Here is a 23,366-nt window from a genome sequence, read left to right on the forward strand (position 1 = left end):
GGGGATGAACTGCTAAGATAACGAAGGTTAAGTCGATGGGGCGTCGCCAAGTGGTAAGGCAGCTGGTTTTGGTCCAGCCATTCGGAGGTTCGAATCCTTCCGCCCCAGTTGGCCGAATCAAAGTTAACGGATTCGATGAGAGTCGATTCTCAGTTAACCCACTCGAATAGAGGACGCTTGCCATCAGAGTATAGCATCTACACCCAGCCCGCTTTCCTTCGAGGAGGCGGGCTTTGTCCTGTGGGAGTCCGGCGAGGGGCGATCGCCCCCGACGGGTAGAAGATATGGGAAGATAGACCCTGAGATGCGCGAATTTTGCCTATGGTTGCACCGATTCCCACCCTGCTAGCCCTCGACTTTGACGGCGTTCTTTGCGACGGTTCGATCGAATATTTTCAAAGTGCGTGGCGAACTTACGCCCAGATTTGGGAGGGTGAGACCGCGATCGCCCCTTCCGGTTTAGCCGAACGGTTTTATCCGTTGCGACCCGTCATCGAAACGGGTTGGGAGATGCCCGTATTGATCCGGGCTTTGCTCAAAGGGGTGCCCGACGAGCAGATTTTACGGGATTGGGGGACGATCTCCCAAAAGATCGTCACCCAAGAGGATCTCGATCCCGGGGCGATCGCCGCCCGCCTGGATCGGATTCGCGACGAGTGGATCGCCTCGGATTTAGACGGGTGGCTGTCGTTGCATCGCTTTTATCCGGGAACGATCGCACGCATCAAGCCCCTGGTGGATCCTGCAGAGACGGGGGATACAGCTTCGGCGTCCCTTGGCGAACGGATTAAACTGGTCATTATTACGACGAAAGAGGAACGCTTCGTGCGATCGCTGTTGGGACAACAAGGAATCGAACTCGATCGCGATGCGGTCTACGGAAAAGGCGTGAAACGACCGAAGCCGGATATCCTCAAAACATTACTCGCGCAAGAACCGCAACCGCCTCAGATTTGGTTTGTCGAAGATCGGTTTAAAACCCTGGAAGCCGTGCGAAAATACCCCGAACTCGACGCGATCGCCCTTTATTTAGCCGATTGGGGCTATAACACGACCGGGGAGCGATCGGCAGCCCGAGCTCATCCCAGCATCGAGTTACTGTCCTTGGATCGGTTCGGTCGGGGTTTTGGGGAGTGGAGAGTCGGGAGTCGGGAATCGGGAATCGGGAGTGAGTAGGCAAGAGTTAAGCTGTCGAGCATTGACATAGGGCGATCGCGATGCTCGTCTTCCCCGCAAACTGATATTCCGTGTCCATCTCATTGACAAACCGCTCACCGTCTCAATCTAAAATCTAAATGCTTGATTTAAACAAAATTGCGCGGCAAATGCAGGGAATTAGCCAGCATTTGACCAAAGAAGCGGAAGCGGCGCGATCGCGCTTGGAACAAGCTCAAATGCTGCTCGATCGAGCCAGTCAGCGCCAAGCCATTTTGATTGCGGAACGGGAAGACTGGCAAGATCGGATGGCTTTTTCTCCGGCGGTTCCCGTCGAACCCCTCGATATGCGCCCCTACATCGCCACGCCGCCGCAGGTACAAACGGTTTTGGCGACGGACGGTTCTCAGATCGCCCCTTCTCATCACGAAATTGCTTATTGTTATTTGATTAATATCGGTCGGGTTTTACTGCACTACGGTCAAAGTCGGTTACCTTTACTCGATAGCTTGCCCGAAGTGTTTTACAAACCCGAGGATTTGTACGGATCGTTGAAATGGGGAATCCGAACGGAAGAGTGGATGGGGTATCGGCGGGCGGTTTCCGAAGCGACGGCGTTAGCTGATTTGGGGTGTTGGTGGCGATCGCAGCAAGCCGGGGAAGACCCCTCGTCAACCGCCGTGCCTATTTTAGCAATGGTAGACGGTTCGTTAGTGTACTGGTTTTTGGAACCCCTCCCGACTGACGCCCGCCACGAGATTCTGTCGGGTATTTTATCGGCGTGGGAACGCCTGCGAGTGGCGAAGGTGCCATTAGTGGGCTATTTAAGTGCGTCCCGCAGTGGGGAAGCGTTGAGCTTTTTGCGCTTGCAAGCTTGTCCCTACGACCATCCGGACTGTTTCACTCACTGTCCGATCGATGCGGATGCGATCGCGCGGTCTTACGAGAATAAAGCGCCGTGTCAGGTGTTCGACCCGTTACGAGATGCGACCTTTTGGGCGTCGGTGTTGGAACCGGGACAGCGTAGCCCGTTATGGCGCAGTTCGTCGCGGATTTTGGATTTATACGACGATCGCCTCCGTGTTTATTTTTGTTACTTGCATGTCGGTCCGGAGGTGGCGCGGGTGGATGTTCCGGAGTGGGTGGCACAAGATCGAGAAACTTTTGAAATGGCGTTGAGTTTGGTGTTGGGACAAGTTCACAAAGGATATGGCTATCCGGTTGCCCTGGCGGAGGCTCACAATCAGGCGGTGGTTCGTGGCGGCGATCGGGCTCGTTTCTTCGCCTTGTTAGAGCGGGAAATGATTAAGGCGGGATTGACCAATGTGGGGATTTCGTATAAGGAAGCTCGCAAGCGCGGCAGTATCGCTTAGCACGGTCCCATCGGCTCCCCTGCGCTCGTCGTTGGGGGTTAGTTTGCGCGGTTCGTCCAGAAGGTTGCGATGGCGATTGTCCGGACTACGAGGCCGATCCGGAATTAGCAGGAGGGAGGTAGAGGGGTCATAGGGGGCGGCGATCGGCTCGATTGAGGATGGGAGGGGTCTGTTTTGAAGATAATTGAAGGCGGCACAACGGCGCGGACTGAGCGATTCGAGTTGGATGTGGATTCCAAGAGACTTCGCCAGGGGAACAAAGTAACGGAAAAGTAACGGAAAAAGTCGAAAGCGGCTTGCCACAGGTCGGAGACGAGATCGTTACCGAAGCCGCAAACGGTTACGATTCGAGCCACCTCCAGGGCGGTAGTGACGGTATTCCCCCCGGTCGGCGACTTGCGCCCCTGCTTTGGTGGCAATTTGAGAACCCGTGGAGATCGTTACTTTTGGCATCGTTTTAAGTACAAAAACGCAACATCGATTGAGCTTCAGATTTCATAGTCGAGAGCGACACTAAACCATGAATCCAGGGAGTCAAAGTCACGGGTAAAAGAACTAACATCCAAAAAGGATGAAAGGTATAATTAATCGATGTCTTTGCCAGGATGGCTATCCCAAATATTAAACAGAAGAAGAAAAAAGGAATAAGATAAATAAACCAAAATAACAATCCAGTAGTTTTCCACCGTTTTATTGATTTGGAAAATCCTACTTTTTGACTAAAGTATCGCATCGCCACACAAAAAACAATAATAGCGACGAGGCTGGCAAAAAAGTAAAAGATCCTCAATGCTAATACCCATAAAGGAAATTCGTAAATAAAGTGTTCGTGCAGGGCGTCTATCGCTCCTAAAATGGTCACATTTTTTACGAAAGACATACTTTTTGGGTAGCAACCACCAATCTTTATTTTAGATAAGTGAATTGTGCCGTAGACCATCAAGAGCATCCCAATAAAATCATGAACCAAATCGAATTGAACGGATCCCCAATCTACGGGCTTAGAAAGTGTAACATCGACCAAGCAAATCAAAATTCCCCAAAAAATTAATCGTAAAGACAATATTAGTTTGTGGAGATCTCCGAGCGTTATCTTCATAATAGTCCTCCGGCTGACCTCTCATTCAAGCCAAAAGAGGCAATAAGTCTCGTCACACTTTCCCAGAATGATTTTACTAATATATTAAATATATTCCTGGGAAGCAACGGCGTAGGCTTTATCAAGATTTTGACTCGATTATTTGAAGTCCAATAACAAGTGAATGATTAAAATTAGCTAGCAAATTCCTCAGTACAAATCGGCAAATTTATGAAAAAGTCTAATGAGCGAACGATTCAAATCAATCCAAACGAGCTAATTGATGATGGAGACGCCTATCTACGTCATAACACGGACAAGCGGGTCAGGAGCTTTTTATTATCAAATTGAAACAATTTTGACGAAAGGTGACGATTTCGCAGCGATAACACAAGCTTCCTCATTTGATTGATTCAGCCATGAATAACGTCGAGATTGTCCGGCATTTGTATCGAGCTGTCGTCGCGGTACCTACAAAGCGACGGGGAAATCCATGCGCGCGCCCAAGGCTTCGGTGTGGACATTATGCGACGGGCGGATTGTCAAATTCGTTCAGTACATCGATACGTTGGGAGTATTTCGCGCTACTCTGCCCGCATAAATTTACGCACCCGGTGAGGTTACCGTGAAAGGAGACGCGATCGATACGGTCGGTCAGTAACACTTAGATTGAGTACCTTTGATGAGAAAGGACAGGAGCGAGCGATTCTGTTTGGGAGGGACTTGGCGATCGGCGCCAATGGAAAGCGGCCTTGTCTGGCTTCCCTTTAGCGTGTCACACTCTCAGGGCGATGTTATTGGAGGGAACAGATTCTTTCAAAGCCTTTCAATTATGTAGACATTGGAACTGTACTAGGTTATAACAAGAGTTAAATTTCTTGAATACAGTTAGGGAGCATCTACTATGCTGTTTTACTATCAACCGCTTGATATTTAGCATTTTTTTGTCATAAATTGCTCATTTATATTCGTTCAACTTTGCCAATGAGCTGAGAGTTTGTATGTGATTTCAAGAATATTTAAAGACAAATAAAGGGAGTTCAAAAAAATGAAATCTAACTTTTTGAGGATTCTCGTATTATTTTTAATTGGACATGTCAGTTCTACCAAAGAAGTAGGAGCGTCAACAAATCTCCAATTGTTATCCCGTCAATCTTGTTATAACTGTGATTCGATTGCACCCAAAGGAAGTCAAATAAAAACTATAAAACCAGGAATGTTTTTGAAAAATGGGTTGATGTATAGATATTTAGAGGATTTAAAATTAGATAATTCAATGAAGACTGAATTAGAAATACAGGGAGAAGAATTTTATGGTTTTGAGTTAAATGATATCGAGTTTGTCAAGATAAATTTAACGGATAGTCAAAACGTAGAAAACCAATGTGTTGAAGAAGAAAAAATCAAGGTTAAGGAAGCCGAAACAGTCTTAGATGATGGTGAAAATAATAACTCTGTTGTGGAGACGATGGGGATAAGAATAAATATCGATCCAACACCAATTCATAGAGTATCAGGAGGAAGTCGTAGCCCAACTATGAACTGTTTTAGAGATAATGGGAGAAATAACAACCATAGTTTACCATCATCGGAAAGGGGTGCAACTCCAATCCCAAGAGTTGGAGGAGGAACTCGTTGATTAGAAAATGTCAATGAAAAATACTAATGTTCCTAACCAGGATAGGCTTTTGGTAGTGAAAAATTTGCACTCTTTCAAGTCAACCGGATGAAATTATGGGAAACTGATGACAACTAAAGACGATCGCTGAAGTGTTTTTCGATAAGTGTTGGGAGAGTTTGTACTATGTTATTTCGATACAAGTATCTTCGCCTATCTGTACTTGTGCTCATGTTGATGGTTGGCACTCATGTAGTAACAGCGATTCAGCACAAAGAATTCGTTGAGGTAGCCAACGCTCAAACGGAGGAGGAACAAAAACAGGAAGCAGATCGGCTGATAGATGCGGGGAAAGAACAGTACGAAAGCAGTGAATTTGCCGAAGCATTACAATCATATGAACAAGCGCTAAAAATCTATCGAATGATTAATGACAAAAGTCAAGAAGGTAATACTCTTAATCACCTCGGACTGGTTTATGCCGATCTGGGAGAGTACAGTCGAGCTCAAGAATTTTACGAACAGTCTCTCAGCATTTTCCAACAACTTGACGATCGATTAGGAATTGGCAATTCTTTCAAGGGATTGGGATTAGTGTATCGAAATTTAGGAGAATATGCAGTAGCTCAACAATACTACGAACAAGCCTTAGTTATTTTTCGGGAAATTGGAAAAAAAAAGCTGAAGGTACTACTTTAACTGGGCTGGGAAATCTTCACCTAGCATTGGGACAATATATTTATGCTAAACAATACTACGAGCAATCTTTGCGGCTTCATCAAAAAATTGGCAGCCGCCGAGGAGAAGGGTATGCACTCAATAATCTTGGGGTAGTTTATGACAAGATTCAAGAATACGGAACAGCACAAAATTTTTATGAAAAATCCTTATTGATTTTTCAAGAGATAGGAGATAGAGCAGGTGAAAGTATTGCTTTAAATAATTTAGGAGCGCTTCACAATAATCGTCAAGAATATCCCGAAGCAGAGTATTACTATGAACGCTCTTTAGCGATCGCTCAAGAAATTGGAGATCGAGCAGGACAGGGAATTGCTTTGAATAACTTGGGTCTAGTTTACCAGAATCTGACAAATTATGATATAGCTCAAGAAGCCTATCAAGAATCCTTGGGAATATTTCAAAAAATTGGAGATAAAATTGGAGCGATTAACACTCTATATAATTTAGGGCGACTGTACGATAAAAAACAAAATTATAACCAAGCATCAAAATATTTGTTTGAAGCAATACAGTTCATAGAAGAACTTCGCCCAGGCTTAAGTGACGAACAAAAAATATCATTATTTGAAAAGCACGTAAAAACTTACGAAATCCTCCAAAAAGTTTTAGTCTTAAAAAATCGTACCGATGCAGCTCTCGAAGTGGCTGAACGAGGGCGAGCCAGAGCCTTCGTGGAATTGCTTGCCCAACAAGTGACCAATATTGAAGATCGAGATTTGACTGTAACTCCAGTAGATCTGATTAAAATCAAAGAAATTGCTGTCGAGCAAAATGCTACGATCGTACAATATTCGCAAATTTATGATGAATTTTTTGTTAAAAACTTAAATAAATGGCGGGAATCAGAGCTATATATTTGGGTAATTAAACCCACCGGAGAGATAGTATTTCGACGTAGCAATCTCAAATTTTTATGGCAGGAAGAAAATAGTTTTTTAGCTCAACTCATAGCCGAAGGGAGATGTTTCAACAATTACGTTTGTCGTCGGCATATCAGGGTTGCCCAAACTGGATATGGAGGAACGGAGGTTCGCAGTGATGGGACTATTGATTTCAATCAGGAAGCCACACAACAGCAAAGGGTTACAATAGCTCAACCACAGCAAAGAGAATGGGAGCAACTCCATCAGTTATTGATTGAACCAATCTCCGATTTACTGCCAACCGATCCAGAAGAACGAGTGATTTTCGTTCCTCAAGCTTCCCTGTTCCTGGTGCCGTTTCCAGCCCTGCAAGATGCGAACGGCACCTATCTGATTGAAAAGCATACCGTTCTCACCGCGCCTTCGATTCAAGTGCTGGATTTGACCCGGCAGCAAAAACTGGCTCAAAGGGAAAGGAAGGACAACCTACTCATTGTTGGGAATCCCACAATGCCCTCTGTAGGACAACCACCTCAGCCGCTATCTCCCCTACCCGGTGCAGAAGAAGAAGCCCAAGAGATCGCCCAACTACTTAAGGTCACACCCTTGATTGGGTCTCAAGCCACCGAATCGGTAGTGGTGGAGCAGATGCTCTCGTCACGCATTATCCATCTCGCTACTCACGGCAGCTTTGACCCGAATCGCGGGATTGGCAGTTGGATTGCCCTAACCCCGACTAGCTCCGACGACGGATTTCTGAAAGCGGAGGAAATCTTTGAGCTTGACCTCAACGCCGAGTTGGTGGTGCTATCTGCTTGCGATACGGGACGGGGGAAAATTACTGGTGATGGAGTGGTGGGCTTATCCCGCTCGTTGATCTCGGCTGGTGTACCCAGCGTTTTGGTATCGTTGTGGAAAGTGGATGATGCGGCCACTGCCTATCTGATGCGCGAGTTCTACAAAAACTGGCTCGATGGTAGCGATAAAGCCCAGGCACTCCGTCAAGCGATGCTCCTCACCATGCAGCAGTATCCGAACCCACAAAACTGGGCAGCCTTTACCTTGATTGGGGAGGCGCAATGACTCAACTCTCTCTGAGGTGAGGCGATTCTCCTCCAAAGAGCGATCGGTGTCATTGAGGTTTTTAGATAGAAGACGAGGCAACGAGGCAGGGAGGCTACAGCAAAAGGAGACGCGATCGCCCCTCGATGAAATGAAGATCCCCCGCCTTTGCAAAACTTGTGTGTATTGCGCTCATTATTGGGCGTCGGTTTGCGCGGTTCGTCCCGAGGGTTCCGATGGCGATTGTCCGGACTACGAGGCCGACCGGGAATTAGCGGGAGGGAGGTAGAGGGGTCATAGGGGGCGATCGCGCCACCACCTGGAAAGTGCAAGCCACCCTCTCACTATATAGCATTCCTAAATCAGTCGAGTCAGGGCGATCCCTCCAGACCCCTTGGGAGTGGGAGCATCTTGCTCCCTACTTCCGTTACAAATCATTTAGGATTCCTATAGCCTCGTTCGTTGGAATTAACAACTGAATTTTCTCCGGCCAATCTCATTGACCCTTAGATTTTGGCGTGATACCGTCTAATGCAGAAATCGGTTCGGCGATCGCACTTCTATGACGAATCAAAATCAATATTTACCTTATATTACTGACAGCAAATTAGAAGCAGCCGTTAGTAACGTCTTGTCAGCTTTTCGCAAAGCTCAAGGAACAACGGACATTCATAAAAACATCATCGATCCGTTTTCCGCCTTATTTGAGGTTTCTCTATCCAGCATCAGCTACGATAAGTGGATTGAGAAAGAAAAAATCCGACAAGCACAAAAAAGTTTACAAAATTCAATCGGTTACTTTCATCAAGAAATTCTGGGCAACCTCAATGGATGGCAAAATCTTGGGGTCGGTCAAACGATAGATATTTGCAATCCTAATAAACGAATCATTGCCGAAATTAAAAATAAATACAATACCACCAAAGGAAGCGATAAAGTTAGGATTTACGATACTTTACTTGACTCTTTATCTCGACCAAAATATCATCAATTTACAGCCTATTATGTAGAAATAATACCGTCTTCAAAAAAACACTACAATGACTGTTTCACTCCTTCCGATAATAAAACTAAACAGCCAAGACCAAGAAACGAAAAAATCAGGAAAATAAGCGGTCAAGACTTTTATGATTTAGCGACAGATTGCGAACAATCTTTGAAGATGCTTTTTGACGTTTTACCCCAAGTCATTAGTCATTTAACCTCTAGCACTGAATTGAGTAGTTCGGAGAAGTTCGCCTTTCAAGATCTTTTTAATAAAGCTTTCTAACTGTTTTATAAACCAAGGCAAATCACACCATAAAAAACATAATTTTAGCCAGATTTACCGGGTTAAGATTCATTAGGATTCATGAGATAAAGCATGGAGAATGGCTCGTCCCAAATGATAGGCTAAATTCACTGGAACCGCATTACCAATTTGTTTGTATTGAGAGCCAATACCACCCATAAACTGCCAATCATCGGGGAAAGTTTGAATTCTAGCATATTCCCGGACGGTAAAGGGTCGGGTTTCGTCAGGATGACAGCGTTCGGTTTGTTTTTGTGAAGGAGAAGTAGTCAGTGTTAAACTCGGTTCATCCCAAGCAATACGCCGTGCGATTCCTGTTTTACCACCTCCTAAATAATAATTTTTCATCATGTAGCTTTTCTGAATATCTTCCGGTAAATGTCGCCAACATCCTCCCGGCGGAACCAATGCTAAAACTGCAGCTTTTTTCGGGCTGTATTTCATTCCTTCTGAAGGGGGAACGTCTTTCAGTGCATGGCGGAGGGTGAGAATTTTATCCGAAGGTTGGGGATAACGAAAGCTAATCCCCGGGCGAGTTCCAATGATGATGACTCGTTCGCGTTTTTGAGGGACGTCATAATTGACGGCATTGAGTAAACGATATTGGACTTGATAACCGAGGGATTCCAATACCGATATAATCGCTTGGAGAGTTTCACCTTTTCGATGACTAATTAATCCCCTAACATTTTCAGCTAAAAATAGTTTAGGTTGGACTTCTTTTACGCATCGGGCAAATTCATAGAATAAGGTGCCTCTCGTATCTTCAAGCCCTAGTTTTTTCCCGGCATAACTAAAAGCTTGGCAGGGAAATCCACCTGTTACTACATCCGCCGACATATCTTGAAAACAGACTCGGGATACATCGTCATGAATGACTTTCCAATGAGGTCGGTTGTATTGTAGGGTGCCAACCGCATCTTTATCGATTTCGACTAACGTTTGAGTATGTAATCCGGCTTTCTCCAATCCCAATGCTAAGCCCCCCGCCCCTGCAAACAGTTCGATCGCATTGACTGTAACCTTCGTCTGAAGGGGAACATCAGGATGTTGATAAGGTAAGTCGGGTAATTCTAATAAATTTAACTGCGTAAACTCGGTAGCACTCATGAGTCAATAGCAATGACGATTGGGAAATATAGATTTTACCTCAAAAAAGCATAGAAAAAATATTCTATATGCTGATTTCCTCATTCATTGAATGACTGAAGTAGCAATTATTTGGACTAGAGTTGAGTCTTTAAAAACTTCTATAAACAATTAATTTTATTGGCTAATCCTACCATATTTGCTAATCTCGATTCAAGTTACAATCCCCAAAAAATAAGCATAATTTGGATGCCGGAGGGGTGGCGGTTTGTGGATGGGGAGTTGCTCAGGGGTGCGTAAATTTACGCGGGGTATCTTGTGGGATTGATGTTCGCAGTTCATTCCCCACAAGAGGCGGCGGATCGCAGCGAGTGGATGAACTGCCCGAATCAACTGGCGTTGGAGGCGGCTGAGGAGTTGGCGGGGACGGAGTGACGTTGGGGGCGAGTTGAGTGATTATTATCGTCTCTTATAAATCTTGCTCAAACAATTTATCAAGAAGAGTGCAGATAATTACAAAAAGTTCATGTAGAAATTTTACAGATTAGTGGCTCATTTAAATACGAACTTACAGTAAAGCAATCGATTTTTTTAAGTGTAGTCGGTATCCTTATCTTCTCGCCAATAAAAAATGATTGCTTCATGTGGTATTTTAAAATGATTCAATATTTTTTTTAGATTTTCTCGAATGCTATTAGCTGATAAGTTAGTTTCAAAAAAGAACCCTTGAACAAATTCCTCTGGAATTCTCATCTTTTCGGGTTGGCGTCCTACATAAACGTTACCTTTTCGACGACCGAGAGCAAAGTTGCTTTCGGGAAGGGTTTGAAAAGTGTCATAATCTTTTTTTGCCAAATATTTAATGGTTTCAATGTAAATTGCTTTCCAAGTATTGAGTCCGGTGTAAAGTTGATTTTCTATTTCCATTGCTCTAGGCCGCTTATAACAAAAGTCTTCATCCAATCGGTGAGGTGGACTATCTGGGAACTTGACTGGTTTAGCAGAGCGAGCGTCATTTTCTGGTTCGGTTTTTTCAAAATCATTTAAAGCGGTCAATTCTTCAAGTTTTTGAAGGATAGAACCAATATTTTGAGCCATTTCATTAAAAGTATCTACTTTTTGATTGTATTCTCTTTTTAGAAGGTATCCTGCCTCTAATGCTTCTGGATCGTTATGGTCTATACTCTGCCAAATCTCATCAGACAAAGCGAGTAAATCTTCAGTTAGTTGCTCCAGAGATATCTTTATTTTTCTAGAATGTTCTTTCATTTTCTTTGTTTTGGTCTTTTAAATGTGGTCAGATTAATAGAGTATTTCTGGAATGGGATCATTTCTGCTATCTTTCCTACTCCTTCAACTCATAAACTCGCTACCACCAGGCGGCAGTGACTGGGTGGTTTTGGCTATCGAGCGATCGCCCCGCCAGTCCGATATCAGTTTGCCCCACTCACTGCCAGGGCTAACAGTTTGAGAGAGGCGATTGGCTATCGGTCTGAGCCAATCCTCAGTTTCCATCTCATCTACTCCTTCAGCAACTCGTAAACTCTCTTCCACCGATCGGAACTCACTTTAAAGTTGGTCTGGTTTGGGTTCTTAATCATGGCCAGGTCTTTCAAAACTTCGTCTTTCGTCAGATGCGATCGCAGCAGTGGCTTATCCAGCAGCTTAGTGGTAAACCGGATCCAAGCTTGGGGGCGAGTACCGATTTTGCTCTTATCTAGCCAGTAGCCGATATCGAGTACCTCGATCAACTTCGTAGCGGGTTCGATCACCTCGGCGATCGCATAGATACCAGCGTCAGCACCCGATATCCAGACCAAAACGCCATCACCGGGGGCGATATCCTTCTCATAGCGTGTAACTAGCCAAGACATCCGCTCGAAATTTCGCATGGCCGCACGGAGTTTGTAGTATTTGGGATTGCCTTGAAATAACCAGTAAGCCATATATGCAGGTTGAGGGAATTGTCCCGATCCGAATATACAACAAAACTCTTTATCTCTTCTCCACTAAGTTATAAAGATATGTTGAAGATCCCCCCTTCAATCATAGAGCTAAATATCAAGTCGAGTTCGACGATCGCCCCCTTTGCACCATTTACACATCCGGCGCCGGGGTTAGATCGAGATATCACCACCAGCGATCGCCCCACCCGAATCCACAGCAATTCAAACCTAAAAATGGAGGGATAATAGAAGAAAGAGGCTGATTTTTTCTAAAAATCAACCCATTCCTACATCAAACTAAACAGAAGATGAGGAGGGAGCCATGTCAGCCTACTACGACACGATCGCCAAACCTTATCAACGCTCGAAACAACTACCCTACCGACAAGTAGAAGAATATACGTATTTCAATCTCTTAGGCCCCTTGGAAGGGAAATCCATCCTCGACCTCGGCTGTGGCGAAGGATTCTACACGCGAAAATTCAAACAACGGGGCGCCTCCCGAGTTCTCGGGGTCGATATCTCCTCGGCGATGATTGAATTGGCTAACGCCCAAGAACGTCAAAATCCGCTCGGAATTGACTATTTAGTGGCCGATGTTTTGGAATTGGGTTCGCTCGATCGCTTCGATTTGGTCGTGGCGTCCTATCTGCTCAATTACGCCCAAACTCAAGAACAACTGTTGCAAATGTGTCGGGTTATTTTCGACCATCTCAAGTCCGACGGTCGGTTCGTCACGATTAATGACAATAGCGAGCAAGATCCAATCTCTTATCAAGACTGTGCAAAATACGGATATGTCAAGGGCGTCACTCAACCCCTTGAAGAAGGGACGCCGATAACATTAACCTTTTTCCTGGAGGAAGAAACCTTCGAGATTGTCAATTATCACTTAAGTCGCACGACTTACGAACGAGCTTTCCGAACGGTTGGATTTAAGGCCGTTCGTTGGTTTCAACCCCTCGTCCCTCCCACGGCGATCGCCACCTTCGGCGCTCACTTCTGGGAGGACTTTCTCAAGTTCTCACCGATTGTGGGTATTGAATGCTTGAAAATGCTCCGTAGGGGCGATCGCCATTCTATCTGAACTAATACCGTTTTTCAAACATGATGAGAGAGGGCGAGGGTAGGGATACGGCAGTGCCGTGTCCCTACAGGCGATCCATTTCCATCGAGGTTTTAAAATTTGTGTATAAAATCTCGATGGAAATCGAAAAGTGAGAAAACTTTAATTTTCTATGCTTTGAAACTATGGCTTGAGGAACAAAATTCTCGCACTACAAACTTCTTACCTTCGACCCTTTCCAGATTACAACCGATGGAACACAATCTTATCGAGCAGTATCGGGGCGATATCGTTAATCGGGAGAACGTAGCGAGCGGCGCCGAGGGCGATCGCCTCCTTCGGCATTCCGAAAACGACGCAAGTGGCTTCATTTTGGGCGATCGTGATGCCGCCATTGCGGGCGATCGCGTCCATTCCGTCGGCGCCGTCGCGACCCATTCCCGTCAGTAAAATCCCGAGGGCCGATCGCCCGTAAAACTTGGCGACCGCTTCAAAAGTCACCGTGACCGAGGGACGATGACCGGAGAGAGGCGGCGCACTCGAATACCAAAACTGCCCGGATCGGTCTAATTCCAAATGCTTGCCTTCCGGGGGAAAATAAACCTGTCCCGCTTGAGGTCGTTGACCCATTTGGGCGATCGTCACCGTGAGGGCGCATTCGGAATTGAGCCAATCCACCAAGCCTTGCAAAAAGCCGTGACTGATATGTTGCACGCAGACCACCGGAACCGGAAAATTCGCGGGGAGTTGAGTCAGGATGGCGTGGAGGGCTTGCGGTCCTCCCGTCGAGGCCCCGATCGCCACCATGCGGATGTAGGGGGTCGCGCGCTGACTCTCGACGACCTCGGGTTTCGGTTCGAGGGACGGGCGGGGTCGAGGGGGCGGCGTTCCCAAATGAGGCGAGGGGGCGGGTGGTGTTTTCCTCAACGGCGAAGAGACTGGGGTTCTCGGTTTGACTGGATTTAAACCCGGACTAGATTTCGGTGAGGTCAGTTTCGATCGCGGCGGTTCGCTATTAGTTTCGTGGCGCCGTCGGAGAGTAAACACCGCCACCCCGGACAAAACCTTAATTTTAGTAATCAACTCTTGGGCGAGAGGATCCCCTTGGCAGAGCATTCGATCGCGGGGTTTGGGAAAGACATCGACGGCCCCCGCTTTGAGTAACTTAAACACATTGTGGGTATCTTCCGCCTGAACCGAAGAACTAATCACCAAAATCGGGCGGGGAAAATTGGCCATCACTTCCCGGGTAAACTCCAGCCCGTCCATTTTGGGCATGTGCAGGTCCGTACAGATCACGTCCGGTCGAAGTTTCGGAATCAATTCCAACCCTTCGACCCCGGTGCGCGCCGTTCCCACGATCTCGATTTCTGGGGCAGCATCGAGTAATCTTTTGAGGATCAAAGTCGCAACGGGCGAGTCCTCCACTAACAATACGCGAATCGGTTTTTTGTTCATGTTTCTTCGTTCAAGGTGCGCGAAGCGTCGAATCAAGAACGGCTGCGATCGACCTCGAACTTGCTCCAGCCAACGGGATTAAATCAGTCGTTGCAAGGTTTCGAGCAACACTTCTTGATTGAAACTCGTTTTTGTAATATAAGCGTTGGCGCCCGCTTGCAAACCGCGACGTTTGTCGTCATCCGAAGCTAAAGAGGTGACTAAAATAATCGGCACTTCGCTGTATTTTTGATTTTCTCGGATTTTGGCCGTCATCCCCAAACCGTCGAGATTGGGCATTTGAATGTCGGAAACGATCGCGTCAAAACGGCGGCTATCGAGCTTGTTCAATGCATCCATTCCATCGACGGCGGCGACGACCTCGTAACCTGCGGCTTCGAGAATCCGCTTTTCTTGGGTGCGCGTGGCGATCGAATCTTCCACGAGTAGAATCGAAGATCGCTGGTTGGTCGTTTCCGCGACGGGGGTCGGATCGGCGATCGCGGGATACTTTTGGCGCACGGACTCGATCAAATCTTGGGGATTCAACACCATGCAGACTTCCCCGGTCCCTAAAATGGTCGCCCCGGAAACATTGCGCACCCGTTTGAGTAATTTACTCTGGGCTTTGAGAACCACATCCTGTTCGTCCACGAGAGCATCGACCAAGACCCCGAGACGTTCGGAACCGACTTGCAAAACAATACAGGGCAAGGTTTCTTCTTGGGGACGCGATCGCTCGGCATTGGCCCGTGCGGGCAATTCTAACAACTCCACCAACGGCACCACGGAAATGGGGCGATCGTCGAGTAAAATCGTGTCACGACCTTCGATCGCGAAAATCTCGCGCTGGGGAACCAGGCGAGCCATATAAATAAACTCCACGGGTAACGCATAAGCAATCCCCTCCACCGACACCAACAACACGTGAGCGGTGGCGAGGGTGGTTCCCAACTGAATCCGGACGCTACAGCCCGCGCCGGGAGTCGATTCGACCTGAATCGTCCCTTTGAGGCGCTCCACATTCGCCCGCACCACGTCGAGCCCGACCCCGCGTCCGGAGACTTCGGTCACGAACGTGCGCGTCGAGAATCCGGGGGCAAAAATCAAATTCTGCACTTGCTGCACGTTCATGGTGGCGAGTTCTTCTTCCCGGACGATCCCGCGCTGGAGGGCAGTTTGCTTGATTTTGTCCACATCCAAGCCCCGACCGTCGTCGCTGACTTCGATCAGGATGTTGGTCGCGTTTTGATATCCCTTGAGGTGAATGGTGGCGACGGCGGGTTTGCCCTGGGCTTCTCGTTCGCGGGGGGTTTCGATCCCGTGATCGATCGCGTTGCGAATCATGTGCATCAGGGGATCTTTCATTTCTTCGAGAATGCGCTTGTCCGCCCGGGTTTCTCCCCCTTCGACCACCAGTTCGACCCGCTTGCCCTGCTGTTTGGCTAAATCCCTGACCATGCGTCCGAACAAGTTAAAAATATTCGACAGGGGCAGCAAGCGCAAGGTGCGAATGCCTTCTTCGAGTTCGTCGGCGATTAAATCGAGTCGGGTATTGTCTTCGTAGACTGCATTTCGCACTCCGGTGACGAGATCCCCCAGGCGTTCGAGGCGTTCTTCGACGCGATGGAAAAAGCCGTTGAGGCGATCGAAGGCGCCGTTATGATTGCCCCGTCCGACTTCTTCGAGAGCAAAGCGGTTGAGAAAGGCATCTCGGGACCATTCCTCCCACAAGGAAACGATGTCTTCGACTTCCGCCAAGCGGTGGGCGATCCGAATTTTGGTCACGGTGAGTTCTCCCGCTTGGGTCATCAACGCATCGAGGTGGCGGGTTTCGACGCGAATGGTGTCGATTCGATATTCGCTGGTGGCGGTTTCGGTTTTGGCGGGGTGTTTTTCGCTGGCGCGGGTCAGGTGACCCCCGGTATGTTTTGGGGTGGGGGTTTGGGCGGGTTCGCCTTGTGCGGCGATCTCCTCCGGTTCGTTGGGCGGGGCTTGCGCGTCGTTTTGGGGGCGTTCGGCGCCGTCGCGTTCGGCGGCGACCGGGGCCGGAGTGGGGCGCCCTTGGTCCCTTGCTTCGGGGCGATCCTCGTTCGCAGTCGCTTCGCGATCGCCCCGATCTGCGGCATCCTCGGGGGTTTCCTCGGTTTCGGCGATCGCGGGGGTCGCTTCTGGGGAGGTCTCGTCTTGGGGTCGGGCGGGTGTTTTCTTCGCAGGCGCCTGGGTTGCGGCGCTGGATTCCTCGGCGGGATGGTCTTTGGCCCCCATCAACTCCGCCAGGACGTAGAAGGTATTGACCTGGGCATTTTCTCCGGTGACGGCTTCGTTGACGAGCTTGCGAATGGCGTCTAAGCCGTGGTAGAGGCGATCGCAAATCTCTGGGGTCAGGGTCGTTTCGTCGCGCTTGACACTCCCGAGCAGATGTTCCCACTGGTGGGCTAAGGTGGCAATATCTTTGACGCCCAACATCCCCGCATCTCCTTTGAGGCTGTGGGCTTCCCGCATCAATTCTTCGAGTTTGCCTCGATCTTCGGGATGTTTTTCCAAATACAACAAGCCTTCATCGAGTTTCTGCAAGTGTTCTTCACTTGCGACTTTAAAGGTCAGTCTCAGTTCTTCGTCTTCGATGATCATAATCTCGTCTGGCTTTAGCTCGATGTATAACCTAAAGAATTGGATTGTCCTGTTGCGGTTCCTCCGGGCGGCTGGCGATCGCTGAAACATCGCTTCACCGATGGAGATGAAGGCTTGTAGACGACCTGATTCGCGCGACGGGATCGACCTTCGCCGCAGTAAAAGACTGGCGTTCTGGGCAGCCGTTCTCGGGAAGCGCTAAAGTTCTGAGCTGCGGGGGTCTGCTCGCTGCCAACGTTGTAATTCCACTATTTTAACTCTATTTTAAGGGTCGATCCTGGGTTTGAGATTCTTTTTTTTCAACGGTTTACAATTGAGGCGATCGATCGGTTCCCAGGGCATCTATTTGTAGAGCTAAAGTTTCGGGGATTGTCGATAATTTTCGATCGCTCCCTATTGGCTTGCTGGTTATTTTTTGATGGCAAAAATGACGATCGCGAAGGCTTCCGGGGACGGGGATCTGGCTAAGGTTTCGGGGGACGATGCAGACGGCAACTTCTCACAACGATCTCGTGGCAGTGGACGACGAGGGCGATCGCCCTTCGATCCGAACCCCGGTCTCGGGCAGCTTCTGGGAATCCGCTCCGGGGCGATCGCCCGCAAACTGAGGTGGAATTTAACAAGATTCGTTAAAGTTTTGCTAAAGTTTTGAGTCGATCTCAATCAAGTTTTCTCGAATTTTCCTCGCTAGAGAGAAGCAATGATATAATTTTTGATAGAAATCTAAAAATCAGGAAAATAATTTAAAAAAACCTTAAATATTGCGATAACTTGTCATCATTTCGATCGCAGCTTCCCGATCGCGGGAAACGCTAAAGGTGGGAGCTGGGCGATCGCGATCGTCCTCCGTATTTTTACGGGTTTTCTAGAGAAAAAGATCCGTAATTTCGGACGGGCAACTCCGAGCGTCTCACGGATGTCGATCGCCTCTACGATGGCTAAAAATTAGAAAAAATGCACGGACTCGAAGGACACCGTGGGTACGCGATCGGTATTTCCCCTGCGGCGATCGCGCGGATTTAATCCCAGAAATGAGGGTATGACCCCTCCATTGTCTCACCCCTTAAATAGGGGAATCCCATCGATATTTGAAAGGGATGCGATCGCCGTCACGGAAGAGAAGATCGCACGATCGCCGGAAACAGGGGAAGCGATCGCGGCACGGCCAATTTTAAATAGGTATGATTTAAACAGATTGGACTTATTAACAATAACAATGCGCTCCTTAGCAGATTGCCATACCAACTCGAAAGATACGGGGGAACTCGAACCCCTCAATCGCCGTGGTGTGGAAATTGTCGAGAACGGGTTAACCCTCCAATCGGAAGACGAAGAGCGTCCGTTAATCTTGATCGTCGATGACGACCGAGCGATTCGCAATATGCTGGTCACGGTCATGCACAATCAGGGCTATCGCGTCGTGACCGCCGTTAACGGTTTGGAAGCGCTACAAGTTTACAAAGAACGCAAACCGGACATGGTGTTACTCGATGCGATCATGCCGATGATGGACGGTTTTGATTGTTGTTTGGAATTGCAGCGCCTGCAAGGGAGCGATCGCACCCCGGTCTTGATGATTACCGGATTAGAAGATAACGATTCCGTGGATCGCGCCTTTGAAGTCGGCGCGGTCGATTACGTCACCAAACCGATTCACTGGGCCGTATTGCGCCAGCGCGTGCGGCGGTTGCTCGAACAAGCGCGACTGTATCGCGAACTGGAAGCCGCCAACCAGGAACTGCGGCGTCTGGCGTTTCTCGACGGTCTGACCCGAGTGGCGAATCGGCGCGGTTTCGACCAGACTTTAGCACGTCACTGGCACGAACTCGCTCAAAGCGGCGCTTATTTGTCGCTGATTTTATGTGACGTGGATTGTTTTAAGCGCTACAACGATACTTACGGCCATCAGGCGGGCGATCGCTGCTTGCAGGAGATTGCCCGTACCTTGCGTCAGGCGGCGAGTTATCCGACGGATTTCGTGGCGCGTTACGGCGGGGAAGAATTTGCGGTGATTTTACCTCGGACGGAAGCGGCGGCGGCGCTGTACGTGGCGCAAAAAATTCGTATGGGGGTGCGCCACCTGGCGATCGCCCACGAAAGTTCGACGGTCAGCCCCTTCGTCACCTTGAGTTTGGGGGTGGCGACGATGGTTCCTTATCCGGGAACGAGCGAAACGGAGGCGATCGCGGCGGCGGATAAGGCCCTGTATCAGGCGAAACAGGCGGGGCGCGATCGGGCCATTCTCAAAATTCTCAATTAATCCGAATCGAGTTGAATCGGGATCGAGAACGGCGCGATCGCCCGAAGGTCAACTAGAGATAACTGCGAGCGGTTTGTCCGACTAAATCGACTTCATCTTCGGCTAGAGTTTCTAAAGTCGCGCGCACTTCGTCGCCGCCGAGTCGGCCCAAGGCTTGAGCGAGACGGTGGCGGATTTGCCAGTCCGGATCGGTGGCGAAGGGGAGCAGTAACGGGGTGGCGCGGCGATCGCCGAGTTCGCCCAAGGAGCTGATCGCGGCGGTTTTGACCAATTCTTCGTCACTTTTAAGGGCATCTTCGAGGATCTCGAAGGAGCGATCGTCTCCCAATTCCCCCAAGGCGGCGACGATGCTGAATTTGAGCAACCATTCTTGCGTCGTTTCGTAGAGGTGGCGCAATTCGTCGAAAGCTTCGGTTAACTGCAAGGCGCCGAGGGCGTCGGCGGCGGCGGATTGTACGTCGGCTTCCGAGTCGTTGAGCAGGCGATCGCGCAAAACTGTTAACGACAATTCGCGGTTTTCCACGCCGAGATGGGCCATCTGGCTGACGGCTGCATAGCGAATGCGGGGACTGCGATCGCCGATCGCCCCCTGCACGAGGTCGAAGGCGGTGGCGCGATCGAGTTGGCGCAGTTGGTTGACGCCTTTGATGCGATCGCCCAAATCTTCCGATTGGAGCAGGGTTTTAACAGATTCTGGCGTAATACTCATGCTTCTATGGTTGTTTTGTTATGGAGTCGGAGCGCGATCGCGATCCGGGGACGAGCGGTCGGGGGGGATCCGACCGCTTTCGAGACGCTTAGAAAGCTCTGTCGGCCAACTCAGGGCGCGATCGCGCCGTGTCATGCCCAATTTTTCAAATTTTTCAAAAATTCGTTTTTAGGGGGATTTCCCGAGGCTTTCGACGGGGCGATCCGGCGGAGCCGTCCCTAAGCGCAAGGCGCACGCTGCGCGAACGCGAACGGATCCGAGTCCCCTCAAACCCGATCCCGAAGGATTTACGAGTTTCCCGAAGCCATCACCCGGACCACATCTCCCCGGGTCAGGATCCCGACGACTTCGTTGCGATCGTCGATCACGGGCAGACGGTGAACGCCTTTCTCGTGCATCAAGCGCGCCGCTTCGTTTAAAGGTTTGTCCGGGGAGACGGTCAATACCTTTTTACTCATCACGTCGCCGACGGTTTGTCCCAGGGCTTTGTGCAGTTCGCGCTGGTAGCGCGCGGGATTTTCTAGGTAAATGACGCTATCGAGCAACATGATGTAAGGCGGCGGGGTGACGCCACTTTCGCGCCACATCAAGTCTCCTTCGGAGAGGATCCCGACGAGCTGACCGTTCTCATCGACCACGGGCAGACCGCTAATCCGGCGCTCGGCGAGGATTTTAATCGCCTCGTCTAATGGGGTTTCGGGATTGACCGCGATCGGATTGCGGCTCATGACATCGGCAACTGTTTTAGGCATAGCGTCCGTAGGTTCGACGTATAGTGAAGTGGCGGCAATCGCCATTAATTTTATCGTGGAAAGTTGACAAGTTTATCTCGATCCCAGACCGATCGCCGTTCGTTAGAGTCTTCCTTTTCGTCGTAACTGATTCCCTGTTGACTGGAAAGATCGACCTGGGGGCGGGCTGGGGTCGGGCGTTCGCGCGGTGACGGCAAAGCCGGATCGCGCTTTCGTTGCTTTGGACTTGAGTTGAGGTTCGCTCAAATCCCACGGTCGGATCGGGAAAATTTTCTCAGATTTAGGGACAAAAGTCGATCTGGCGCTCTTCCCTAGGGTTGCGTGTCCCCGGCGCGTTCGCAAAGCGGCGGCTCCGCCGTATCGCCCCGGCTCGGAACGGAAAGGTTAAGATCGTAAATGTAACGATTTGTAATGTTTATGGACAAGCAACCGCCGAAATCGCCGAAATATCGAGCGATCTCCATTTGTCAACACGATTCCTGTCGCCGCAACGGCTCCGCAGCCGTTCTCAAAGCCTTTGAAACTGCGGATTTGCCCGAGGGGGTCACTGTCAATCCCAGTGGCTGTTTGGGTCAGTGTAGTTGCGGACCGACGGTGAAGGTCAACCCGGATAATGTTTGGTACTGTCGGATTAAACCGGAGCAGATCGAACGGATCGTCACCGAGCATTTGCAAGGGGAAGAACCTGTCGAGGAGTGGTTAAATCCTCGTATGCACATGAGATTTAGTATTTAGGGGCGACTTGGGCGAGGATCCACTCGCGCATTAAGGCGTTGACGCGATCGGGGATTTCGTCGTGGGGACAGTGACCCGCATCGAGGAAATGTTCGCTCAGTTGGGGATAGTGTTGGCGAAAGCGGGCGCTACGATCGCGGGCGTTCATCCAGGGATCCCCTTGACCCCACAGGGTTAATAGGGGGCAGTCCATGCGATCGAGTAAGGCATCTACTTTTTCCCCTTGAGGGGTTTTGAAGACTGAAGCAAAGACACGGGCGGCGCCGCGATCGCAGGAGGGACGGTAAATTTCTTCGACGAGGCGATCGGTGACGGCAGTTTGGTCGAGATACACTTTTAACAGGGTTTTGCGAATGACCGATCGCCGCCGGGTCCACTGAAAAATGGCAAAACTCACCCAATCTTGTTGAAAAACCCACTTGAGCGCCGTTTTTGCCAGTTTACGCCTGGGGGTGGGTTCGGCGACGGGTTCGGTCGCGGTGAACGGTCCGGCGCTGTTGAGCAAGATGACCCCCGCTACGGATTCGGGACGGGTGGCGGCGACGCATAATGAGGCGTAACCCCCCAAGGAATTGCCTGCGAGGACGACGGGTCGCCCGATTTGGGTTTGGATGAAGTCGTGGAGTTGATCTCGCCACAGATCGGCGCTGTAAACCCAATCGGGTTTGGCCGATCGCCCGAAGCCGATTAGGTCGATCGCCCATACTTGAAAGTCTTTTTGCAATTCGGCGATGTTTTTACGCCAGTGATCGGTGGAGGCGCCGAAGCCGTGGATCAGCAGTAAGGGGGGGCGATCGGATCGAGGATCCCCCGCGCCGACCCAGTAAATGGGGCGATCGCGCCAGATCCAATAGCTACCGGAGATCGTATCGGTGGGACGCACAAATGTTTCAGTCATTTGGGATTTTAGATTTTAGATTTTAAGTTTTAGATTTTAGATTTGGGTAGATTTGAAGTATAAATGTATTATTTGATTTTTGCCTTAAAAACTATCATTTTTGTCAATTTACCCTTTTTAATTGTAGCACAAAAATCGTGATTTTGTTTTCTAAAACAGCTCGGGCGATCGCGCCGGGATACGGGGGCGATTGGCGAGACTGAGCTGCAGGTGGGGATCGGTGTCGATGATTATTTATACTTATCGATGGGCGAGGCAACCCCGCAAAAGTCAAAACCTTTAAAGGGTTCAAAACCCTACTGCTTCGAGGGGTTTGCATAGACAAATGTAGTCTATTTGTTATATTCTTAACAAGACTTAAAAAAAGATTCAGTTAAAAAGTTTTCATCAAATGCAAATCTGACCGAGAAGCTATGACCGACCTGTTTTTCCAGGGGATGCGATCCGGTTGCGAAGGGCGCGATCGCTCTTCCCTTCCAGGAGAGCCAGCTATTTTTCTTAACAATTGCCAGCCGAGGGAAGGCTGAGTTCGGGGTAAAAACTCCGGGAAAGATCGATGGGGTTTTCTGCAATCCCGAGTTTTTCCTGCAATCGTTTGGAGAGTTGGATAAAATTAAAGAGAGAACCGAATGAGAGTAACGAAAATGAGTGGTTTTGTC

General features: G+C 49.1%; 20 protein-coding genes and 1 tRNA gene. 11 read left to right on the top strand and 10 right to left on the bottom strand.

Annotated features, from left to right (window positions below; all coding sequences use genetic code 11):
* Window positions 1-36 precede the first annotated feature (36 nt).
* The 3 genes from HCG48_RS13135 (at window position 37) to HCG48_RS13145 (ending at window position 2,528) form a co-directional block, all read left to right on the top strand.
* Window positions 37-108, top strand: a tRNA-Gln gene (locus HCG48_RS13135).
* A gap of 213 nt (window positions 109-321) precedes the next feature.
* Window positions 322-1,176, top strand: a complete 855-nt coding sequence (locus HCG48_RS13140; RefSeq protein WP_168569559.1) for an HAD family hydrolase — start codon at window positions 322-324, stop codon at window positions 1,174-1,176.
* Window positions 1,177-1,295: 119 nt separating this feature from the next.
* Entirely contained in the window at window positions 1,296-2,528 is a 1,233-nt protein-coding gene (locus HCG48_RS13145; protein ID WP_168569560.1) for a DNA double-strand break repair nuclease NurA, read from the top strand.
* A gap of 321 nt (window positions 2,529-2,849) precedes the next feature.
* Here HCG48_RS13145 and HCG48_RS26490 read toward each other — a convergent pair whose 3' ends face one another.
* Window positions 2,850-2,981 carry a hypothetical protein gene (locus HCG48_RS26490; RefSeq protein ID WP_281361999.1) on the bottom strand — a complete coding sequence of 44 codons (132 nt, stop codon included), beginning with the start codon at window positions 2,979-2,981 and terminating at the stop codon, window positions 2,850-2,852.
* A 4-nt stretch (window positions 2,982-2,985) separates the two neighbouring features.
* A complete protein-coding gene (locus HCG48_RS13150) occupies window positions 2,986-3,591 on the bottom strand; it encodes a hypothetical protein (protein WP_168569561.1) in 606 nt (201 codons plus the stop codon).
* Between the two features lie 1,063 nt (window positions 3,592-4,654).
* Here HCG48_RS13150 and HCG48_RS13155 point away from each other — a divergent pair.
* The 4 genes from HCG48_RS13155 (at window position 4,655) to HCG48_RS13170 (ending at window position 9,160) form a co-directional block, all read left to right on the top strand.
* Window positions 4,655-5,245 carry a hypothetical protein gene (locus HCG48_RS13155; protein ID WP_168569562.1) on the top strand — a complete coding sequence of 197 codons (591 nt, stop codon included), beginning with the start codon at window positions 4,655-4,657 and terminating at the stop codon, window positions 5,243-5,245.
* A 165-nt stretch (window positions 5,246-5,410) separates the two neighbouring features.
* The gene (locus HCG48_RS13160; RefSeq protein WP_168569563.1) at window positions 5,411-5,923 is read left to right on the top strand and encodes a tetratricopeptide repeat protein; all 513 of its coding nucleotides are present in this window, start codon (window positions 5,411-5,413) and stop codon (window positions 5,921-5,923) included.
* A gap of 26 nt (window positions 5,924-5,949) precedes the next feature.
* Window positions 5,950-7,911, top strand: coding sequence for a CHAT domain-containing protein (locus HCG48_RS13165; RefSeq protein WP_168569564.1), 1,962 nt, complete (start codon window positions 5,950-5,952; stop codon window positions 7,909-7,911).
* A gap of 541 nt (window positions 7,912-8,452) precedes the next feature.
* The gene (locus HCG48_RS13170) at window positions 8,453-9,160 is read left to right on the top strand and encodes an Eco47II family restriction endonuclease (protein ID WP_168569565.1); all 708 of its coding nucleotides are present in this window, start codon (window positions 8,453-8,455) and stop codon (window positions 9,158-9,160) included.
* A gap of 72 nt (window positions 9,161-9,232) precedes the next feature.
* Here the strand turns inward: HCG48_RS13170 and HCG48_RS13175 are convergent, their stop codons facing one another.
* The 3 genes from HCG48_RS13175 to HCG48_RS13185 form a co-directional block, all read right to left on the bottom strand.
* A complete protein-coding gene (locus HCG48_RS13175; protein ID WP_168569566.1) occupies window positions 9,233-10,291 on the bottom strand; it encodes a DNA cytosine methyltransferase in 1,059 nt (352 codons plus the stop codon).
* 570 nt (window positions 10,292-10,861) lie between these two features.
* A complete protein-coding gene (locus HCG48_RS13180; protein ID WP_168569567.1) occupies window positions 10,862-11,539 on the bottom strand; it encodes a hypothetical protein in 678 nt (225 codons plus the stop codon).
* A 251-nt stretch (window positions 11,540-11,790) separates the two neighbouring features.
* Window positions 11,791-12,216 (bottom strand): EVE domain-containing protein, encoded by a 426-nt coding sequence (locus HCG48_RS13185; protein ID WP_168569568.1) that lies wholly within the window; start codon window positions 12,214-12,216, stop codon window positions 11,791-11,793.
* Window positions 12,217-12,538: 322 nt separating this feature from the next.
* Here HCG48_RS13185 and HCG48_RS13190 point away from each other — a divergent pair, with 322 nt between their 5' ends.
* On the top strand, window positions 12,539-13,303 hold the full coding sequence (locus HCG48_RS13190) for a class I SAM-dependent DNA methyltransferase (RefSeq protein ID WP_168569569.1): 765 nt from the start codon (window positions 12,539-12,541) through the stop codon (window positions 13,301-13,303).
* A gap of 222 nt (window positions 13,304-13,525) precedes the next feature.
* Here HCG48_RS13190 and cheB read toward each other — a convergent pair whose 3' ends face one another.
* Entirely contained in the window at window positions 13,526-14,740 is a 1,215-nt protein-coding gene (gene cheB / locus HCG48_RS13195) for a chemotaxis-specific protein-glutamate methyltransferase CheB (protein WP_168569570.1), read from the bottom strand.
* 78 nt (window positions 14,741-14,818) lie between these two features.
* Window positions 14,819-17,353, bottom strand: a complete 2,535-nt coding sequence (locus HCG48_RS13200) for a hybrid sensor histidine kinase/response regulator (RefSeq protein WP_168569571.1) — start codon at window positions 17,351-17,353, stop codon at window positions 14,819-14,821.
* A 418-nt stretch (window positions 17,354-17,771) separates the two neighbouring features.
* On the opposite strand from HCG48_RS13200, the gene HCG48_RS13205 reads away from it, so the two are divergent.
* Entirely contained in the window at window positions 17,772-18,005 is a 234-nt protein-coding gene (locus HCG48_RS13205; protein ID WP_210437027.1) for a hypothetical protein, read from the top strand.
* A gap of 564 nt (window positions 18,006-18,569) precedes the next feature.
* A complete protein-coding gene (locus tag HCG48_RS13210) occupies window positions 18,570-19,613 on the top strand; it encodes a GGDEF domain-containing response regulator (RefSeq protein ID WP_168569573.1) in 1,044 nt (347 codons plus the stop codon).
* 52 nt (window positions 19,614-19,665) lie between these two features.
* On the opposite strand, the gene nblB is transcribed toward HCG48_RS13210, so the two are convergent.
* Window positions 19,666-20,322 carry a phycobilisome degradation protein NblB gene (gene nblB / locus HCG48_RS13215; protein WP_168569574.1) on the bottom strand — a complete coding sequence of 219 codons (657 nt, stop codon included), beginning with the start codon at window positions 20,320-20,322 and terminating at the stop codon, window positions 19,666-19,668.
* Window positions 20,323-20,609: 287 nt separating this feature from the next.
* Window positions 20,610-21,074, bottom strand: a complete 465-nt coding sequence (locus tag HCG48_RS13220) for a CBS domain-containing protein (RefSeq protein WP_168569575.1) — start codon at window positions 21,072-21,074, stop codon at window positions 20,610-20,612.
* Window positions 21,075-21,485: 411 nt separating this feature from the next.
* On the opposite strand from HCG48_RS13220, the gene HCG48_RS13225 reads away from it, so the two are divergent.
* Window positions 21,486-21,809: a (2Fe-2S) ferredoxin domain-containing protein gene (locus HCG48_RS13225; protein WP_168569576.1), complete on the top strand. Its 324-nt coding sequence runs from the start codon at window positions 21,486-21,488 to the stop codon at window positions 21,807-21,809.
* On the opposite strand, the gene HCG48_RS13230 is transcribed toward HCG48_RS13225, so the two are convergent.
* Window positions 21,799-22,707, bottom strand: coding sequence for an alpha/beta fold hydrolase (locus HCG48_RS13230; protein ID WP_168569577.1), 909 nt, complete (start codon window positions 22,705-22,707; stop codon window positions 21,799-21,801). The genes HCG48_RS13225 and HCG48_RS13230 overlap by 11 nt on opposite strands.
* Window positions 22,708-23,366 lie beyond the last annotated feature (659 nt).

The organism is Oxynema aestuarii AP17 (assembly GCF_012295525.1).
Lineage (GTDB): Bacteria > Cyanobacteriota > Cyanobacteriia > Cyanobacteriales > Laspinemataceae > Oxynema > Oxynema aestuarii.

Bases quoted from the DNA above. Each gene is read 5' to 3' on its own strand.
- HCG48_RS13175 (WP_168569566.1), bottom strand. From the start codon at position 10,291: ATGAGTGCTACCGAGTTTACGCAGTTAAATTTATTAGAATTACCCGAC.
- HCG48_RS13170 (WP_168569565.1), top strand. From the start codon at position 8,453: ATGACGAATCAAAATCAATATTTACCTTATATTACTGACAGCAAATTA.
- HCG48_RS13205 (WP_210437027.1), top strand. From the start codon at position 17,772: ATGGCAAAAATGACGATCGCGAAGGCTTCCGGGGACGGGGATCTGGCT.
- HCG48_RS13155 (WP_168569562.1), top strand. From the start codon at position 4,655: ATGAAATCTAACTTTTTGAGGATTCTCGTATTATTTTTAATTGGACAT.
- HCG48_RS13200 (WP_168569571.1), bottom strand. From the start codon at position 17,353: ATGATCATCGAAGACGAAGAACTGAGACTGACCTTTAAAGTCGCAAGT.
- cheB (WP_168569570.1), bottom strand. From the start codon at position 14,740: ATGAACAAAAAACCGATTCGCGTATTGTTAGTGGAGGACTCGCCCGTT.
- HCG48_RS13185 (WP_168569568.1), bottom strand. From the start codon at position 12,216: ATGGCTTACTGGTTATTTCAAGGCAATCCCAAATACTACAAACTCCGT.
- HCG48_RS26490 (WP_281361999.1), bottom strand. From the start codon at position 2,981: ATGCCAAAAGTAACGATCTCCACGGGTTCTCAAATTGCCACCAAAGCA.
- HCG48_RS13145 (WP_168569560.1), top strand. From the start codon at position 1,296: ATGCTTGATTTAAACAAAATTGCGCGGCAAATGCAGGGAATTAGCCAG.
- HCG48_RS13140 (WP_168569559.1), top strand. From the start codon at position 322: ATGGTTGCACCGATTCCCACCCTGCTAGCCCTCGACTTTGACGGCGTT.
- HCG48_RS13160 (WP_168569563.1), top strand. From the start codon at position 5,411: ATGTTATTTCGATACAAGTATCTTCGCCTATCTGTACTTGTGCTCATG.
- HCG48_RS13180 (WP_168569567.1), bottom strand. From the start codon at position 11,539: ATGAAAGAACATTCTAGAAAAATAAAGATATCTCTGGAGCAACTAACT.
- HCG48_RS13230 (WP_168569577.1), bottom strand. From the start codon at position 22,707: ATGACTGAAACATTTGTGCGTCCCACCGATACGATCTCCGGTAGCTAT.
- HCG48_RS13225 (WP_168569576.1), top strand. From the start codon at position 21,486: ATGTTTATGGACAAGCAACCGCCGAAATCGCCGAAATATCGAGCGATC.
- HCG48_RS13190 (WP_168569569.1), top strand. From the start codon at position 12,539: ATGTCAGCCTACTACGACACGATCGCCAAACCTTATCAACGCTCGAAA.
- HCG48_RS13210 (WP_168569573.1), top strand. From the start codon at position 18,570: ATGCGCTCCTTAGCAGATTGCCATACCAACTCGAAAGATACGGGGGAA.
- nblB (WP_168569574.1), bottom strand. From the start codon at position 20,322: ATGAGTATTACGCCAGAATCTGTTAAAACCCTGCTCCAATCGGAAGAT.
- HCG48_RS13220 (WP_168569575.1), bottom strand. From the start codon at position 21,074: ATGCCTAAAACAGTTGCCGATGTCATGAGCCGCAATCCGATCGCGGTC.